The organism is Cupriavidus necator (genome assembly GCF_040578825.1).
GTDB lineage: Bacteria > Pseudomonadota > Gammaproteobacteria > Burkholderiales > Burkholderiaceae > Cupriavidus > Cupriavidus necator_E.
Map to the genome: position 1 here is coordinate 1 of NZ_JBEFLI010000105.1, position 17285 is coordinate 17285.

The following is a 17285-nucleotide window of genomic DNA, read 5'->3' on the forward strand; positions in this document are numbered from 1 at the left end:
GGCTCGCTCGATGAGATGGCCCAGGTGGTCGTCGCGCTCCTGCAGCCGTATTTGCAGCCCGATAATTATTAAACCTATTTAGGGGATGTTGTACTAGTAAGATATGAGGCAATTTGAGCGGATTATTACCGCAATGTAATCGCCTGGTCAGATGTGCGTAGCCTCGTTCTCCTTGTCTCGTGGTGTAGAGTTGACGTGTGGCCATCTACGTAGATTCCTGGCCGTGGCCAGTGGAAGCGGTTCTTTGGCGCCCTCGGTTGACGAACCATTTGGACCGGCGCGCCGCTTGGTAGACGCCAATGTCCTGGATTGGAGGTAACTGCCATGGATGATTCAGTCGCAGTTCCACAAGACTTACGCCAGCGCAGGTTGCTTCTGCGGGCCACCACTACCCTCGGCGGGATAGGGATCGTCGGTGCCACGCTCCCGTTTGTGCAGAGTATGGCGCCGAGCAATGCTGCCAGGTCGCGAGGCGCGCCTGTGGACGTCAGTCTCGATACGGTGGAGGCGGGCACGCTCGCCACCGTCGCATGGCGGGGCAAGCCCGTATGGATCTTGCATCGGACCAGCGCCATGTTGGAAGGGCTCGGAAAGCATGACGACCTGTTGGCCGATCCACAATCCCGGCAGGCCCAGCAGCCCCCCTATGCCGCCAATCGGACTCGCTCGATCCGGCCAGAGTTCTTTGTGGCCGTGGGTATTTGCACCCATCTGGGCTGCGTGCCCACCTTTCGGCCAGACGTGGGGGCCGCGGATTTGGGGGAGCGCTGGCCAGGCGGCTTCTTCTGCCCCTGTCATGGCTCCAAATTCGATCTGGCTGGGCGCGTCTTCAAGAGTGTTCCGGCGCCGGTCAATCTGGAGGTGCCCCCATACGAGTACTTGGGCGAGACAAGGCTGGTGGTCGGCAGGGATCGCTCCGGGGCCGGATGATTTCGTCATCCTGAGAACACTCTTCTGGTAGTGCCTCAGTTGTCAAGGAAACCGTCCATGAGCACAGTGCGTCATCGCCATTGTTCCATCGTTCCATCGGAGTTGCTGGGAGAGCTCGAACGAAAGCTCGCCCGGCCTCACGGGGCTTGAGCTGGCCCTGGCGCAGTCCCAGGCCAGATTCGAGGGGCAACAAGGCATCGTGGCCGAGTTGTTCGCGCTCGATCGCTATCTGCAGGAGCGCGGCTTACCGATCAGCCGCGCACGCTGGGATTCGGCCGCGGCCCTGGTCGGCAGCCTGAACGGCGGCAATGATGCCCAAGGCGGCATCACGGCGCTACGCCAATGGGAAGTTATGCGCCGGTTCTTCAGGCTGGCCGCGGATAGCCTGGCCAGCGACCACCCGCCGCTGGCCGAAAAGCTCCGCCGCGCTACCCACTGGATGAGACATACCCATGCGACGCATGCCCTGGCCAAGGGCGTCGCCTGAGCTGCTTATTCCACCTCAGAATAAGAGGAGGGGTTTTCATAACCGCAAGGCTTATGATAGAAATTTGCCTTTATCTTGGTCAGACCCCTAAGACGTGGCAACGAAATGCAATTAATCGCCAGAATTAGGCCCAAACATAAATGAGCGGTTAGCAGGAGGACGGGGGCGCCCTAACGCGTCCACCCAATCCGGTGGCGGTCCTGCGTGGCCTCATGCCGTGCATCGTCTTCGGTGTGCAGGTAGGCACTGGTGGTGGAGATGGAAGCGTGCCCGAAATTGTCCCGCACGAACCGCAGATCCACCTGCTGGTCGGTCATATGCGAGCCCGCGGTATGGCGCAGCCAGTGGGCCGAGGCGCTGGCCAGCAACGCCGCCTGCGCTTCCCATTCGGGCCCGCGCGCGCGCAGGCGCGTGGCCGCCAGGCCGAACACCTCTTTCAGGATCAGGTGCAGCGCGCCACGTGACAGGCCCTTGTCACGGTTCTCGTGACCCTCGCGTCCGATCACCGGCAGCAGCAGCGGCCGCGTCTCGCCGGGCTGCGGGGTCGGCGCGAGCCCATGGGCGCGGCGGTAGCGCGCCAGTTCGGCAATCAGCTCGTCGGTGGCCGGCACCAGCCGGGTCCGGTTGCCCTTGCCGGTGACCTCGAGCCACCAGCGCTCGATGCCGTGGGCATCGCGCCGGCAGAAAAACGCCCCCATCGCCGTGCCAGTGACCTCGGCCGCGCGCAAGCCGCCCAGGTAGAGCACCGTCAGGAGCCAGCGGCAGCGCGCCGCATGCAGCCGCTCGCGCGCGGTTTCGGTGGGCATGGCCGCGACCGTGTCCTTGACCGCCTGCCACAGCTCGTGACTGAGGTAGCGCGTGATGCGCGGCTTGGTCGGCGCGCGCCGCCGGCGCGCCAGGGCGAGTGGATTGCCGGCCAGATAGCGGGCGTCGACCAGCCAGGCGAACAGCGCATTCAGGATCACCAGCGCATGGCGCACGCTCGCCGGCGACAGCGGCCCGGCAAACGGCCGCCACCCTGGCGCGCCACGCGCGAGCTTCTTGCGCGACGCCATCACCCAGCGCGCGGCCGGTTGCGGGTCGGCGAGGAAGCGTTCGTAGGCCAGCAGATCCTCGTGCGTCAGCGACGACAGCGGCTTGCCCAGCTGCAGCACGGCCCACAGCAGCAGTCGCTCGACCTCTCGGCGGTAGGCGGCGAGCGTCGCCGCGCTGTCGGCATAGCGCGCGAGCCAGGCGGTGACGGCAGCGAAGTCGTCGGCCGCGGCGATGCGGGTGGCGGTGGCGCGCGCGCGGTTGCTGCCGGCGGCGCCGGAGAGTCCGGCCGGCAGCTGCAGGCGTTCGAGCGGGGTGGGCAGCGGGGCCGCCAGGCTTTCCAGCGGTTTGATCGGGAGCGGTTCCATGAGCGGGTATCGGCCGGAGCACATGCGTCAGTGAAACTAATTTTGTTCCCGTCATGGACACGGAAAATAAGGGCAACCAGAGGGTCGAGTAACAAAATTAGTTTAAAAAGCTTAAAGACAAATTGTTCCTTCGGCCGACCGTTAAACTAATATTGTATCCTTGCCCACGTTCCGGCGCTTCCTTGCCTTGCAGTCCCGCGATAGTGCCCTATGGTTCATAGCGATCGGGCCATAGGCGAAGGTGGCCATTTGTTCTGGAACCTCCATGGAAGTCCGCGACGCTGACGACAGCTGTCATTGCTCCCGCCGCACAATCGGCAGGAGAGCCATCGACACCTCGCTCTGGGCAAGCCCGGATGAAGGGGCGCTCGAAGGAGAACGGCGCGCGTTGTATTTTGCGAGAAAGCAGGCGGTCTCGCTGTACCTTTCCGGCGCGACGGCCGACACCATCAAGCGTCTCACCTCACTTGGCGCAAAACAGGCTTATCGACTGATCCGCGAACGTTGCCTCGAAACGCATCCGGACGGGCGGCCCTACGGCTGGCGCGGGCTGGTTCCGTGGACCCGGATCAAGCACTACCGGCGCCATCGGAAGATCCATGTCAGTCAGTTCGGCGGCGGCGCCGTTGGTGCCCTGCAGGCGCTCCTTGATGCGCAGCCGGAGCTTCGCCAGGCATTCGAAGCGCGTATTCTCGCGAGCGCAACAGGCAAGCGGCTGGTCGAAACCCGGCAGTCGAAAAGACGTCACTGCGGGTGGCTTCTCGACCAGCTCCGCGAACTTGGATGTGAACAGCGAAACGAGTGGCCGTTCAACACGGCGACCCTGGGATACGTCTCGATTGGCCGGTTTATCGACAGGGTGTTGTCGGCCAACCCACGAGCGCTGGCGGCGGCGAGCGGCGGTCCAGACCTGGTGTCAAAGCTGAAGACAGGGGACGGAACCGGACGGCCGGTTCAGAAGTTCATGCAGCGCGTCGAGATGGATGCGCACAAGCTAGACGGACGTTTCTGCGTGTCGCTTCCTCTGATGGGAGGCGGCTTTCGGGAGAAGATCGTTCATCGTCTCTGGGTCATCGTGATACTTGAAGTGATGTCGCGCGCGGTGCTCGGCTACTACTTCAGCATGAGACGGGAAGTCTCGAAGGATGATGTCCTGCGCGCGCTGAAGCGGGCATTGGGAAAATGGTGTGCGCGTCCGGTAAGCTTCAGCGACAAGGCGTATCTGCCCGATGCCGGGCTTCTGTCGGTGCTGGGTGACGATTTCGTCGGACTGTGCTGGGATGAGACCAGCGTAGACGGTGCCCTTGCCGAGACCTGTCAGCACGTGCGCGACGCGTTGCGCGATACGGTTCGCGCGACGCTGCTTGAGCCGAAAACCTCGTTCTCGAAACGTCGAAGCAAGGACGACCGGCCCTTCATCGAGGCGTTTTTCCGAAATCTGGCGGGGAAGGGCTTTCAGCGTCTTTCCAACACCACCGGCGCCAAGCCTCAGGACCGTAAGGGCCGGAAGCCGGAAGACGTTGCGCTGGCAAGCCGATTCCAGTACGAATATGCGGAAGAGCTGCTGGACGTGCTCATCGCCAATTACAACGCAACACCGCACAGCGGGATTGGCAACCGCACGCCGCTCGCATACGCGAACTTCCTGTACCACCACGCCCAGCAGAGCTTCCGCCGAGTCGATCCCGCCGTTGTGGAAGCGCTATTCAGCATCCGCAAGCGCTGCATCGTGCGCGGCGGAGCAGCGAGTGGGCGCGCCCCGTACGTGGAGTTCTATTACGGCCGCTACACCAACGAGGTGCTGCACAACCGGCACGACCTGGTGGGATCCGAGATCTGGGTGGTCTGTCACAAGGAGGATGATTGCCGGGTAGCGCTCGCCTCCACGCTTGACGGCATCTCACTCGGTGTACTGCGGGCAGCGCCGCCCTGGAACATTTCACCACATAGTCTTGCCGTTCGCGCTGCAATCTCTCAGGCCTGCTCGCACGGACAACTGATTATCCCAGCGGGCGCAGACGCCATTGAAATCTTCATGCGCTTTGTGGAGAGTCAAGCGCACAAACGCTTACCCGTCCATCCGGCCTACCTCGAAGCGCGACGCATTCTGGTTGCTGCAGCGGATCCGTCGATCGGCGCTGCCATGCTGGACGCTGCGATGGATCGTGCCAAACAGAAGGACAGCAGAGGTTCGCGCAACGGTGGCACCAGCAACAAGCCAGCGCGACCTAACGTGGCTATCAAAACTGAGCCTGCGACTCCGGGCTCCATGCTCCCGCCACGTCGAATGGCGCAATCGGGGTAGGTCATGCGATTCCCTCTGCCCGAGCGCATCGATCCGCGACACTGCATCGTGACGAAGCAGTACGCAGTATATACGCCGCCCATGCACGAGATGATTGAACAGCTCGGCGAATGGATCGACCAGCAGCGCCCCGGCGGCTATATATATGGTGCATCCCGGCTGGGCAAGTCTCGCTGCGTGCAATGGTACGTCGCTCAGGTGCTGCAGGAACGCCTTAACAGGCTGCTGAAGTACTCACCGCACAAAAGGCGAAGTTTCTTCCTACAAGGCTGAAGGGCTCGCCATTTTTCACAATCCGGGAACCTGGCGTCACTTCATCGATTTTTTCGGTGATTTGACGCCCATTTCCAGCCTCATTTCCGCGATTACTGCGACAGCGGACGGATTTGTCCCAGGGAACGCATACGTACGAGGTTGTAGGCGGCCATGCTCAACACGAACATCTGGTCGACCTTCTTCCGTCCGCGCACCATCACCTGACGCATGCGCCCAACGGTCTTGGCCCATCCAAAACCTTGTTCAATCAGCTTGCGCTTCTGCTGCGAGATGGCATAACCCTCGCTGCGTGCGATGGCATCAGGGACGGCCGAGCGCCGCCCCGAGGTGTTTTGTGCGACATGCGGCGTCACCTTCATCTCCAGGCAAGCTTGAATGAACTCCTCCGCGTCGTAGCCCTTGTCCGCGCCCACGGTGACTTCCAAATCGAGGTCCTCAGCCACCTGCCTGGCATCGTTGAGCATGACCTTCGCGGCCTCGCGCTCGGCGTATCCGTCAGCATTGGTCACCATGGCGCTGACCACCAGGCCGTGGCGATTGTCGCTCAGCGTATGGCCCATGTAGCGCAACTCACTGGCGGTCTTGCCTTTGCGATAGAGCCTGGCATCGGGATCGGTCTTGGACTCGTGCGTCTCGTTACCGCGCTTGCGCCCCTTGAAGTTAGCGCCGTCGTTATCGTCATTGTCGCCGCCGTCTTTGGGCACGAAGCTCTTGTGGCCTGCCCACGCCTGAATCAGCGTGCCGTCCACGCTGAAGTGTTCGCCCGACAGCCAGTCCTTCTTCTGCGCGATGGCCAACACTTCATTGAAGAACTCGATTACCGCGTCGTGTTGGATCAGCCGTTCGCGGTTCTTGCTGAACACGGTGGGCACCCAGACCACATCATCCATGGCCAAGCCAATGAACCAGCGAAACAGCAGGTTGTACTGCGTCTGCTCCATGAGCTGACGCTCTGACCGGACGCTGTAGAGCACCTGCAGCAGCATGGCCCGCAGCAACTTCTCCGGCGCGATGCTGGGCCGGCCGCCCTTGATATCGGCTTCATACATCTGCGCGAACAACCGGTCCATCTTCGCTAGCGCCTGATTGGCCATGGTGCGGATCGAGCGCAGCGGATGGGACTTCGGCACGAAATCATCCAGCCGCCGCATAGTGAACAAGCTCTCCGTGAAGGTGTCTGCGCCGCGCATGAAATCTTGGGTTGGATGGACTCCTCAGATCAACGCCTCAGCCAGTCCCCGCGCTGACGTCCGCTGGAGGTATTTCAGCGGCCTGTTAACGCCGTGGTACCGCTGGTGGTGTGGAATCGCCGTCCGGACAGCCAGACAAGCGAAGCAGGATTCTGGCATCAGCTGTTACTCGCCTCGAACTTCGAATTCGCCAACCCGGCGAAACCACCGAAAAGAGCGGAAGGGATCCACCTGTGCAGGCAACGCTTCATCGCCATTGCGAACAACGCGCAGCGTAATTATGTAGTACTGACCATCGACGAAGCGCAGGATTTGACGTTCCGGGAGTGGAAGTGGTTGCTCGGTCTTCAGAATGACCTTGATTACGAGGGCTACCTGCTGAGCGTGTTTTCCGTCGGCTCGCACCAGCTGAACTATCGTCACGAGTATATGGCGATCACCGGCAACGCTCACCTGGCAGCACGTTTTATGGCCGCGCATGCGCGATTTCATGGGCTGCGTTCGCCGGAAGAAATCGCATACGTGCTCAACGGCTACGATATCGACTCGGAATGGCCACCGGGCAGCGGCGTTTCATACCTGAAGTATTTCGCGCCGGTTCAATTCGCGGCAGGGCACCGCCTTGCAGACTGTGCCGCGCTGGTGTGGAAAGCGCTGGTGGAACTCTCGCCCGAATCTGCGCGCCGTCATCTCGAGTTCCCGATGCAGCATATCGCCAGGGCAACCGAGGCGATGCTTTTCCAGCTGGCGCATGGCGGAGACTGGGTTGACGTGACGTCTTACGAGAACTGGTTGCAGGAATTCGCAAAAGCGAACTTCCCGGACCACATGAGGATCATCTCGACGGGTAGTTGACATGGCGGCCTACCCATCGGTGAACTGGTGGCCGGGAAACCTCCGTCCGTACGAGTCGAGGCTGTCGTTCGTCGCCCGCTTCTGCGCACTGAATGGCGTCAACGTCCGAAAATGCGCGAAGTTTTTGAGTGTGGAGCCCGATAGCAACACGCCGCTTCCGATCGACGAAATCAGGCGCCTGGCGTCCGTGCTCGGTGAGACCGCGCCGCTTGTCGAAGACGTTTTCTCGCCTTCCATACGCTTCATCGATGTCGGCCGTTATGGCCCACCTCCCGATAGTCGCGAGCGAGGTGCCATCCGCTATTGCGAGACCTGTGTGCAGCACGGCTACCACAGCTACCTGCATCAGCTTGGGTGGCTTTCGCGGTGCCCATTTCACCTGAGCGAGCTGAAAACGACGTGGGCGCAGGAGCACACCGCCAGCCTCGTGTCGCAGCGCGTGGGCGCGTTGGAGTTCGTGATGCGGCAACGCTGCAGGACGTGGCCGCACGGCATTGATGCCGGCTTTCCCGCCCGAGAGCAGGGGCGTGTTGCGTCGCTCGCCGGCTGGGTCGCACGGGCGAGCGTCGCTGCCGCGCGCATGTCGCTCGGCGAGATCTGGTCGTCGGGCAACGATGGCATGCCGGGGGCCGTCTCCTTCGACCAAGCGTTCGGTCAGCTGCGCACGCTTGAGCCCCCGCCCGAGGACATCGAGCCGCTCCTGACCGAAGCCGGTGATCGGTGGAGTCTGGAAAGCCACGCGTTTGCGCGGCAAGCGAAAATCCAGCTCGGCCGCCTCAGGTTGTGCCACCTCAGCTTTGCCGAAGTTCTTCACTTCTATATACGCATCAACGCCGCTTCGGCGAATCCGTCTTCGTTTGTCACGCGCCTGCATGCCATGCAGGACCGGCAGACTCGCCATGGCACCTGTCGCTGTCGGTGGAGGCTGACCAAGGCGGGATGGCTCTCCCGCTGGGTCAACGTGCACCCAGAGGAGGGGCCCCGCTGGGGCCTGATCTGCCCATACGATATCGCGCTCAACGAACTTCAACTCGGCTGGGGCCGTTCGGACCTGGCGCTCTCCAATCGGCAGGCGGAGCAGGAACGGCAGCGCTTCTGCAGCGTTTCTCACGCGATGCGCGACTTGGGCCTCATCCGCTATACACGGGATGCAGCGGTAGCGCCGGCGGGTTACCTATATGCCGATCAGGACGTCTGGACCTGCTGCGAGTGGGTCCGGGAGTCGACGCTAACCGCAGTGCTCGAGATGGCGGTCGCGTGGGAAATCGAGCTGACGTTCGACGCGTTGACCACTTGGCTGGATGACATCGATCGGGGTGTCGATCCGCTTGAGCGCGACGATTCCAAATCTTGCGTCCGCCTGTGCGAAACCGACGACGGGCTGTTGCTGATCAGGTGGACGCAGGCAGACGGGTCCGCGTCGCAGACGACTCCGTTCTGAGCCGACGTTGGGCACGAGCTCGGCACGGATCGGGCCGCCATTGGGCAATCGGGCGCCGCACGAAAGGGGCGCCAAGGTAAGTCAAGACGATGGCAGCCCCGCGCTCAGCCAGATCGCCGCGAGGCTTTGCGCTGACCGAAAGCCTCAGTGAACTGCCGGGCGCGTCGGGTATTCGTTTGCAACTGACGGTCGAACGTAGCCGGCATCATCACGGCGGTCGAGAGCGACCAGCGATGTTTGCATCCAGGTGATGGGGCGTGTGCGCGGTCATCATGGCTGACGCACATTGCGTCGGCCGGTGTGGTGCTTGGCTCGCCGTCGCTGCGCATAGTTGAACAGCAGGAGGGCGGTGCACCTCTGGTGGGCGCGGCTGCACGACGATTTTGCTCCAGGGGGCTAGGAACAAAATTAGTTTCAAAATGGAAAGTTCCACCCAACCAGATTGCATAGTTTGGCCACTCCAGGCCTGAATCGCGTCTGAGTCCCCTGCTAAAGGGGCATTTCCTTGCCTTCCAGCTTTGTAAAGCTATACCTGTTGCTTGCATCGCATGTAGCAGGAGCTGGACATGAACGGTCAGGAACGGGCTGAAGAGAATTTCAAGGTTTTCCTGACCTGGGCCAGTACAAGGAGCGACAGCGACTTCCACGAGCTCGCAAGCCAAGGGCGCCTGAACCGCGGTGAGATTTGCCGTGAGTGCAACTTCAGTCGCTCCGTGCTCACGCAAAACCCACGCGTCAAGGCAGCACTGCTGCAACTGGAGGAGCGGCTGCGCGCGACTGGCGTGCTGTCCCAAGTGGTAGAGCCGGGCACGGCCTTGCCGTTGCGGGCCAAGGGGCAGCTGCAAGCGGCCAGCGATGCAGAACGGCTCAAGCGTCTCGAAGCCGAGAACTCCGCCATGCGGGTCGAGCTGGCTGATTTGCGGCAGCGCCTCAAGCGCTACGAAGCGCGCGAGGCCCTACTGGCCGAGACCGGGCGTTTGGCCCGATGACCACCGCCTTGACGCTGCGCGTGCAGCGCGTCCGCCACCGCTGCCAGGGCAGCGCAACTGCAACCGCGCTGGCAATCGACGCCAATGGGCAAGCCATACCGGACGCTCCGCGCTATGCCGTCATCTTCCCGGCGCGGCGCACGCCCGCTGAGGTGCAGCAAGGCCAGTGGTGGCGGGTGGTAGGCGACGCGAAGCCTGTGCAGTACGTCGTGGACGGCTTCCAGGTGCTGGAGCATCGGCTCGTTGCGCAGGCGGCCGAGTTGCTTCGCCCCTCGGGCGAGCACATCGTGCAGCTGCTGGCCACCAGTCCGGCGTTCCCGGGCATCGGTGAGGTCAAGGCACGCCGGTTATGGGAGGCGCTGGGGGAGCGGCTCTACCAGTGCCTGGAACAGGCAGATCAAGCCAGCGTGGCCGCCATAGTGGGCACCGAGCTGGCCGGCGTGCTGCTCGCCGGCTGGCAGGCGTACGGCAACGCCGATGCGCTGCGGTGGTTCCAACGTGCGGGGTTGGAGCTGCGGCTGTCGCACAAGGTACTGGAGGTCTACGGGGCCGAAGCCCACGCCGCCATCGCGGCCGACCCCTACCGGCTGCTGGCCTTCGGCATGAGTTGGCCAGCCGCCGACCAGCTGGCCCGCGAACACTTCGGACTCGGCCTGAACGACCCCAGGCGCCTCACGGCGGCTGTGGAGTCGGTGCTCTACGGCACGTTTGACGACGGCAACACCTGCTGCAAGCGCGCGGATGTGGTCAGGGCGCTTGGGCGCCTGGTTGGCACCACCGTGGTGGCTGCGGCGCTGGATCTCGCCATCGAAAGCCGCGTGGTCCTCATACGCGAGGGGCGGCTGCATGCGCAGGGTCCCTACCTCATCGAACGCGGCGTGGCCACGGCCTTGAACAGGCGACTGGATGTAGAGATGCCGCTGGCTTTGCCGTGCGAAGTGGCGCAGATGCTGGAGCGATTCGAGCAGGAAGATGCGGCATTCACCGGTCGGGCGGACTTCGCCCTCAATGCCGCTCAGCGCGCTGCGGTGCATGCGGCGGCCAGGCACCCCCTGACGCTCATCACCGGTGGCGCGGGCGTAGGCAAGACGACAGTGCTCAAGGCCGTAGGCAGGCTGCTGGACAGTTGCGGACGCACCGTCTACCTCATGGCCCTTTCAGGCCGGGCTGCCAAGCGCATGGCCGAGACAACGCACCGGCCGGCTATGACGATTGCGGGGTTCCTGCGCAACGTCGCGCGGGAAGGCGTGCCGGACGACGCGGTCCTGGTTATTGACGAGGCCAGCATGCTTGACGTGCTGCTGGCATACCGGCTGCTGGAGGCGGTTCCGACTTCCTGCCGCCTCGTGCTCATCGGCGATCCGTTCCAGCTGCCACCCGTCGGGCCAGGTCTCACGCTGCATGCACTTATAGCAGTAACCCGGGTGCCCCGGGTGGAGCTCACCGAGGTGCGCCGCTTCGGCGGCGAAATCGCCCAAGGTGCGCAAGCCGTGCGCGAGGGAGGCTGGCCCGCGATATCGGACGACCCGCAGGCGCCACTGGCCTTTGTGCCGTGCGCGCAAGCTGACCTCGCCGCGACGGTGCTGCAGCATTACCGGCAGGACCCGCAGCGCACCCAGATACTGACTTTCACGCGCGAGCGCGGGCCGGCTTCAGCCAAGGTCCTCAACGCCTTGTGCCAAGAAGCCCTGGGTACCAATGCCCCGCCGCTGCTTGTGTGGTGTCAGGAGCGGCAACGAGTGGAGGACTCCGGGCTGCGCCTGGGCGACCCGGTCCTGTGCACGCGCAACCTATGGGACCTGGGCATCCAGAATGGCAGCCTGGGACGGCTTGAAGCCATCGAGGAGACGCCGCATACGCTGCCCGACACCGAGGCTCGGCTTGCCGGCACTGTGCTGGCCTGGGTGCGGTGGGACGACGGCGAGCGCAGGCCGGTGACCGAGGAGGTGCTGGACGCGCTGGAGCTCGGCTATGCCGTGACGGTGCACAAGGCGCAAGGCAGCCAGTTCCCACGCGTCATCGTCCCGGTGTGGGCCGCGCGCAACCTCGACCGGACGATGCTCTACACCGCCATCACCCGCGCCACCACGCAGGTGCTATTGGTGGGCGACGTGCAGGCGGCACGCCGGGCTGCCGAGGCCGAGCCGCACGCCAGCCGGCGACATGTCGCCTTGGCAGGACTGTTGGAGGAGAGGCCCTGATGTTCGTCACCGCCAAGGCGCAGGTGCACACCGACGCCACGAGCGTTTACACCGAACTGCCGGTGCTGCTGACGCCGGCCGGGGTGCTGGAGCCGCTGCTGGACTACTTCCTGGCCCGCAGCCACGACCGCAGCCTCGTGTGGATGGGTAAGGTCTCGCGTTCGGTGCGCATGTTCCTTGAATACCTGCACAGCAATCCAGCAGAGCGCGACAGCTACCGCCTGTTCCAGAACTTCGCCCAGCGCCTCTACACCGGCACCTTCGGCCGCGATGGCCTGGACCCCAGCGGGCTGGCATGGCCAGCGCGCTCGGCAGTCGATGCCCAGCACATCGTCACGCACCTCACCGACTTCTTCGAGTGGCTTGGCCAGATGCGCCCGGCAGCGGCCGCTCTCAACCCGCGCTACGCGGGCGCAGCGTTCGACCGCTTGTGCGACGAAGCGGCCTACCAGTACCGCCGCGACCGCTCGTTCCTTGGCCACACCTGGGCCGTCAACGCCACGCTGCATGCGCGTGGGTACCGCCTACGTCCACAGCGCACGCCCCAGGTGTTCCAGCGCGAGCCGCCCGCCTTCCCGGACGACCGCTTCATGGAATTGCTAACCAGGGGATTCATGGTGGCGGGCCATCACGACTACCGTTGCATGCTCATCACGCTGTTGCTGCATGGAGCAGGCTTCAGAGAGTCAGAACCGTTCCACCTCTACATCGGCGACGTATGTCCTGATCCGTCAAACCAGCAGCAAGCCCTAGTGCGGATCCACCATCCGAGCCAAGGCGCCGCGCCTGAGGACTGGCGTGATGCCCTGGGCAATCCGCGTAAGGGCAACCGTGCTGCCTACCTGGCAGAGAAGTTCGGCCTCGTGCCACGCACGCAAACGCTCGACAGCCGTGCCGCAGGCTGGAAAGGCGGCATGCACGACGGCCCATACTACAAGCAGGCTCACTGGTTCGTGCCGCAGTACGGCGAAGTTTTCCTGCAGTTGTGGCACCGCTACCTTGAAGAGGTGGCATGTCTGGATCGCGATCACCCCTTCGCGTTCATCAACCTGCGCCGCTCGCCGCTGGGCGAGAGGTATTGCCTGGCTCAGTACAACAAGGCCCATGCCGCGGCCTGCAAGCGTATCGGCTTGCAGGTGGGTAAGGCCTTGGGCACTACGCCGCATGGACATCGGCACGCCTATGGCCGGCGCTTGATGAACGCGGGCATCGACAGGGCATTCATCCGCCGCTTCATGCACCACGCCTCGCCGGAAAGCCAGGAGGTCTACACGCAAGTCAACAGCCGAGAGATGCAGGCGGAACTGGCTGCCGCAGCGGGTCGATTGCTGTCGGCTGTTAGCTCCACTGCCGAGATACAAGTGCCAGGGTGAGCAAAATCGACGTGCACCAGAAGGGAGACCAAACATGAAACTGTCATCCACGCCGAAGATCGATGGCATCCCTGCGCCCGCGTCGCCGACAAGAAGGTACGGCGTCACGAAGGACAACGACACTACCCTTGGCTGGGTTGCCCGCGAATACCCGCAATTGGAAGCTTGGCGCCTGCTGGCGGTGGAATGGCTCAGGGGTGAAACGCGAGGAGTAGACGTGCGTCTCTGGTCCTTGGTGATCTTCCTGAAGCGATACATCGTCGGCCAGGGACTGCCGCTGAACCCGGCATTGTTCCTTGCATGCGATACCGTCCTGCCCGACTTCTATACAACGGCTTGCCCTGACTCCCGTCCAGGTGTGACGTACAACAATTACATTCACGCCTTCCTGACCTTCGTTCTGCAGCACAAGTTCAGCGAGCTGGATGATCAAGGGAATGTCAGGATATTGCCGACATTCCACAACCCAGTCGCCAAACGGTCCACATCAAAGTTCGTAAGGCTGGACGAAAGCGTGCATTCGCCACTGCCCTACGGCTACGTCGATGAACTGCGACAGATACTCGCGCAAGGCCCCCACTTCCGAGACTGGACCTGGGCACAGAGCGCGTTGGGTGTTGAAGTCGGACAGGGCGGATATGCCGCGCCTGACTGGTTCAGCGTCAGCGAGGACCAGGTAGATCGAAGCGACCCGGATTGTGTATGGCGTGTGCGACAGCGTACCAAGCGTGGTGGGGGACCTGTAATGGAAATATGGAGCCCCGTGCGCTGGGTCGCCTTGTTGGTCAAGCTCATATTGCCGCTGCGGACTTACCAGGTACGCATGCTTGACTCGGGCGAGGCCGACACTTGGCGCTACGACTCAGCCAATGCCGGTCCGTCTGGTGCTTGGCAGCTCAACACGCATCCTCGCAGCCGCCATCTCGTGCAGGGCAGCGAACGCAAGCCACTCCAGCAAGGTGTGTTCCGCCGCAACCGGCAGCCTGGCGATACAGGCAGCGTCGCAACCGTGCTCTACGTCAACACCAACAAGACAGCTGACATGACGCGCTCGGGTTCTGAAAAGGGGTATTTGTTGCCTTGGCCTGCAGGCGGCCCGCTGCACCAGGACGTCTTCTATTGGTTGGAGAAGCTGCGCAACTGGCAGCGCAAGTACAACCCCATTCAGCGCCGCACGCCCTGGTCTGAACTGGATCGCCGTCATATAGCGGCGAAGAGCGACGTGCAGCTTGCTGGCTGCCCTGACGCCTGCTTCCTGTTCCGAACGCCAGAAGAGCGTGATGGAAATACGCACCTGCCTATTGCCGCAGGGGCCGTGGAACGCGTCTGGTTCGCTTTGTTGGAGGGACTTGAATGCCGCCTCGCTGCGCGGAACGAAACCCACGCCAATGGAGCGCCCATCAAGCTTCTGCCTCCTTCCACAGGACAGAACAGCGGAATGACAACCCTCTTCCCTCTGCACAGCTTGCGAGTCTCGCTCGTGACGGCACTCGCGCTTGAAGGCCAAGTGCCGTTCCCGGTGTTGCAGAAGCTGGTCGGGCACAGCCGACTGCTGATGACGCTGTACTACATCAAGCCTGGCGCGAGCCATGTGCGCGACGTACTAAACGACGCGGCGCGGCGTTTAGAGGCGCGTAAGGAGGCATCCATCCAGACCTTCCTGCTCGATGCGGAGTATGAGCATCTCTTGGAGACGGCTGTCTGCAACAGTCCTTCCAGTCTTGCGGTGGTCATCCCGCCACACCCGGCCAGCCGCAACGCCGCAGGTTGGATGCCAATGCACCACGGCTTATGCCTGGTTGGCGGCAACACCAGCGAGGTAGAGGGCAATGGGGCGGTGGGTGGCTGCTACAACGGTGGACCGCTGATTGGCCCCCCAAGTCAGAAGAAGTTCAGCGCTGTGCCTGGTGGCAGTCGCAACTGCGTGCGCTGCCGTTGGTTCGTCACGGAGCCTCACCACCTGCCAGCGCTGGCCGCGCACTTCAACAACGTCGCCTACCACTTCGACGAGGCGCGCAACGCGTGCCTTAGACACGAGAGCGCGCGACACGAGCTCAGACGCCAGAAGGCCGCAACCGAGGCCGTTGGCAGACCCTTCACCGAGCAAGCGGCCCTGCGTCAAGCCGAACGGGTATGGGAAGCCGACATGAAGCGCTTCAGCGATCTGGCCGAGGATTTGGTGGCCTGCTGGCGACTCATCGAGCGCTGCAAGAACCTGCTGGACGTCCCGCAGGGCGGTGGAGCGCAACTCGTGCCCGTGGGCACCGTGGTCGACGTGCAGGTGGCCTTCGAGGAAACCGAGTCCGAACTGCTCCAACTCGCAGGGGTGTGCCAGGACACCGAACTGTATCCGGACCTCAATCCGGGCAAGGCTGTCATCCGGCGCAGCCAGCTTCTCGATACTGTCCTCTGCCGCGACGGCCTGCCGCCCCTGTTCATGCACCTCGCCGAAAAGGAGCAGCTGCGGGTGGGCAACGCCTTCATGCGCCGGCTCGCCCGGCAGATGGGGCCCGATAACCCGGCGCTCGGTATGCGGCAGGTCGTCGAGTTGATGGACGCCGGCCAGCGCCTGAGCGACTACCTGGGCATCGACCTCGACGGTCTGCTACCGGCGCAAGCCCAGTCGCCGCGGCCCCTGAACATCGCGCGCCTCGGAGGGCTGCCATGATGCCGACCGCCACCGTCCATCCCGATGCAGTGCTGGAGTCGCTGCTGGCCAAGGGCGGGCGCTCGCAGCGGCAGCGCAACCTGAAGGCGGTGCACGGGATATGCCACCGGCAACACCAGGCCGGCGTGCGCGACTTTTCGACAGCAGGCATCGGCAAGCTGTGCGAAGCCGCGGGCGTGCTCAAGGGCCGTGCTCTCTACAACGCCCAGTCTGCAGACTACAGGACGCTCATCGAGGCCTGGGCCGTTTACGCAGGACCGGCGATGCCCAAGGCGACCAAGGTGCCGGCGAGCCACGAGTACCTGCTGCGCATCGAGGATCCGGCCATCCGCTCGCTCATGCAGTCCATCATCGTCGAGCGCGACAAGCTCAAGGCACAGATCAACACACTGAAGGCCAACACCAAGGTGGTTATCGACCGACGTCCGCGGGGGGCCCAGGTGGTTGCCGCGCAGGGCTGCGCCACGCCTCTGACTGGGCTGACCGCGGAGTCGGAGCTGACCGACTCCGAACGCCAGGCCCTGCGCCGGGCTGTCGCCCCGCAGTTCCTACGCGACCAGGGCTGGCGGGAACTGGAGCACGGGGAAATCGTTAACGAGAAGGGACGCACCGTCTTTGACCCGGGCTATGCCACGGCCATCCGCAAGGTCCTCGGGAGCTGACACAACGGCGGGCCCCTGGCTTCCACGGGCGGCACATCGAGAGGACCCTTCGCCAGTCCTCCCTTGATGGCCCAGACGTCGGCGTACCGGAACCGTTTCAGAGGAGCATGTGTCGCTTGCCCAGCGCCGCAGCGCTGGGTCGCGCCGTCGGCCGGCGCGACGACATGCGACGAACCCTGGCATTGGCTAAAAGGTGGCCTGACTTGCCGCAAGCGCCCGTTGAACTATGCCTGTGGGATGTATGCATGCATCGCAGGGCCGGCCCGGCCAAGTGACTGCCCACCAAGGAGATTCAGTCACTCACTCACGAACTATGCATGCTTTGGGTATAGGTCAAATGGATACAAATTTAGTTTAACCAACGGGCACATGCCATTTGCGTCACTATAGCAGATCCATTGACATAAGCGGACTTATGTCTAAAGTTAAGCCAAAAAAGTTTGATAATTAGCGTATTACGTAGTAATATTTATTAATAACAAGGCACTTTTTACCCCGATGGCCACCG

Annotated in this window: 12 protein-coding genes and 1 pseudogene; 11 read left to right on the forward strand and 2 right to left on the reverse strand. The window is 63.1% G+C overall.

The annotated features are described in order from the left end of the window. The first annotated feature begins 324 nt into the window (after positions 1-324). Entirely contained in the window at positions 325-930 is a 606-nt protein-coding gene (petA, locus tag AB1I47_RS31215; RefSeq protein ID WP_354687528.1) for a ubiquinol-cytochrome c reductase iron-sulfur subunit, read from the forward strand. Positions 931-1144: 214 nt separating this feature from the next. Then, positions 1145-1408: pseudogene (locus tag AB1I47_RS31220) on the forward strand (integrase); the annotation flags it as partial. A gap of 179 nt (positions 1409-1587) precedes the next feature. On the opposite strand, the gene AB1I47_RS31225 reads toward AB1I47_RS31220, so the two are convergent. Further along, the gene (locus AB1I47_RS31225; RefSeq protein ID WP_354687529.1) at positions 1588-2817 is read right to left on the reverse strand and encodes a tyrosine-type recombinase/integrase; all 1230 of its coding nucleotides are present in this window, start codon (positions 2815-2817) and stop codon (positions 1588-1590) included. 265 nt (positions 2818-3082) lie between these two features. On the opposite strand from AB1I47_RS31225, the gene AB1I47_RS31230 reads away from it, so the two are divergent. Both AB1I47_RS31230 and AB1I47_RS31235 read left to right on the forward strand, forming a co-directional pair. Next, entirely contained in the window at positions 3083-5122 is a 2040-nt protein-coding gene (locus tag AB1I47_RS31230; protein WP_354687530.1) for a hypothetical protein, read from the forward strand. A 3-nt stretch (positions 5123-5125) separates the two neighbouring features. Continuing rightward, positions 5126-5395, forward strand: coding sequence for a hypothetical protein (locus AB1I47_RS31235; protein WP_354687531.1), 270 nt, complete (start codon positions 5126-5128; stop codon positions 5393-5395). A 92-nt stretch (positions 5396-5487) separates the two neighbouring features. Here the strand turns inward: AB1I47_RS31235 and AB1I47_RS31240 are convergent, their stop codons facing one another. Then, the gene (locus AB1I47_RS31240) at positions 5488-6588 is read right to left on the reverse strand and encodes an IS5 family transposase (protein ID WP_042876572.1); all 1101 of its coding nucleotides are present in this window, start codon (positions 6586-6588) and stop codon (positions 5488-5490) included. A gap of 93 nt (positions 6589-6681) precedes the next feature. Between AB1I47_RS31240 and AB1I47_RS31245 the strand changes: the two genes are divergently transcribed. From AB1I47_RS31245 to gmtX, 7 genes are all read left to right on the forward strand, one after another. Further along, a complete protein-coding gene (locus AB1I47_RS31245; RefSeq protein WP_354687532.1) occupies positions 6682-7443 on the forward strand; it encodes an ATP-binding protein in 762 nt (253 codons plus the stop codon). A 1-nt stretch (position 7444) separates the two neighbouring features. Continuing rightward, a complete protein-coding gene (locus AB1I47_RS31250; protein WP_354687533.1) occupies positions 7445-8884 on the forward strand; it encodes a hypothetical protein in 1440 nt (479 codons plus the stop codon). A 566-nt stretch (positions 8885-9450) separates the two neighbouring features. Then, on the forward strand, positions 9451-9873 hold the full coding sequence (locus AB1I47_RS31255; protein WP_354687534.1) for a VPA1267 family protein: 423 nt from the start codon (positions 9451-9453) through the stop codon (positions 9871-9873). Continuing rightward, positions 9870-12074: an AAA family ATPase gene (locus AB1I47_RS31260; RefSeq protein ID WP_354687535.1), complete on the forward strand. Its 2205-nt coding sequence runs from the start codon at positions 9870-9872 to the stop codon at positions 12072-12074. Before AB1I47_RS31255 ends, AB1I47_RS31260 begins: the two co-directional genes overlap by 4 nt. Continuing rightward, on the forward strand, positions 12074-13447 hold the full coding sequence (gene gmtY / locus AB1I47_RS31265; RefSeq protein ID WP_354687536.1) for a gamma-mobile-trio recombinase GmtY: 1374 nt from the start codon (positions 12074-12076) through the stop codon (positions 13445-13447). Before AB1I47_RS31260 ends, gmtY begins: the two co-directional genes overlap by 1 nt. Positions 13448-13481: 34 nt before the next feature. After that, positions 13482-16115 carry a gamma-mobile-trio integrase GmtZ gene (gene gmtZ / locus AB1I47_RS31270; RefSeq protein WP_354687537.1) on the forward strand — a complete coding sequence of 878 codons (2634 nt, stop codon included), beginning with the start codon at positions 13482-13484 and terminating at the stop codon, positions 16113-16115. Continuing rightward, complete coding sequence (gene gmtX / locus AB1I47_RS31275) at positions 16112-16777, forward strand: gamma-mobile-trio protein GmtX (RefSeq protein ID WP_354687538.1); 666 nt, start codon at positions 16112-16114, stop codon at positions 16775-16777. The genes gmtZ and gmtX overlap by 4 nt, the downstream gene beginning before the upstream one ends. Positions 16778-17285 lie beyond the last annotated feature (508 nt).

Coding starts and splice junctions, on each gene's coding strand:
- AB1I47_RS31230 (WP_354687530.1), top strand. CDS start 3,083: ATGGAAGTCCGCGACGCTGACGACAGCTGTCATTGCTCCCGCCGCACA.
- AB1I47_RS31225 (WP_354687529.1), bottom strand. CDS start 2,817: ATGGAACCGCTCCCGATCAAACCGCTGGAAAGCCTGGCGGCCCCGCTG.
- gmtY (WP_354687536.1), top strand. CDS start 12,074: ATGTTCGTCACCGCCAAGGCGCAGGTGCACACCGACGCCACGAGCGTT.
- AB1I47_RS31250 (WP_354687533.1), top strand. CDS start 7,445: ATGGCGGCCTACCCATCGGTGAACTGGTGGCCGGGAAACCTCCGTCCG.
- AB1I47_RS31235 (WP_354687531.1), top strand. CDS start 5,126: ATGCGATTCCCTCTGCCCGAGCGCATCGATCCGCGACACTGCATCGTG.
- petA (WP_354687528.1), top strand. CDS start 325: ATGGATGATTCAGTCGCAGTTCCACAAGACTTACGCCAGCGCAGGTTG.
- gmtZ (WP_354687537.1), top strand. CDS start 13,482: ATGAAACTGTCATCCACGCCGAAGATCGATGGCATCCCTGCGCCCGCG.
- AB1I47_RS31240 (WP_042876572.1), bottom strand. CDS start 6,588: ATGCGCGGCGCAGACACCTTCACGGAGAGCTTGTTCACTATGCGGCGG.
- AB1I47_RS31260 (WP_354687535.1), top strand. CDS start 9,870: ATGACCACCGCCTTGACGCTGCGCGTGCAGCGCGTCCGCCACCGCTGC.
- gmtX (WP_354687538.1), top strand. CDS start 16,112: ATGATGCCGACCGCCACCGTCCATCCCGATGCAGTGCTGGAGTCGCTG.
- AB1I47_RS31255 (WP_354687534.1), top strand. CDS start 9,451: ATGAACGGTCAGGAACGGGCTGAAGAGAATTTCAAGGTTTTCCTGACC.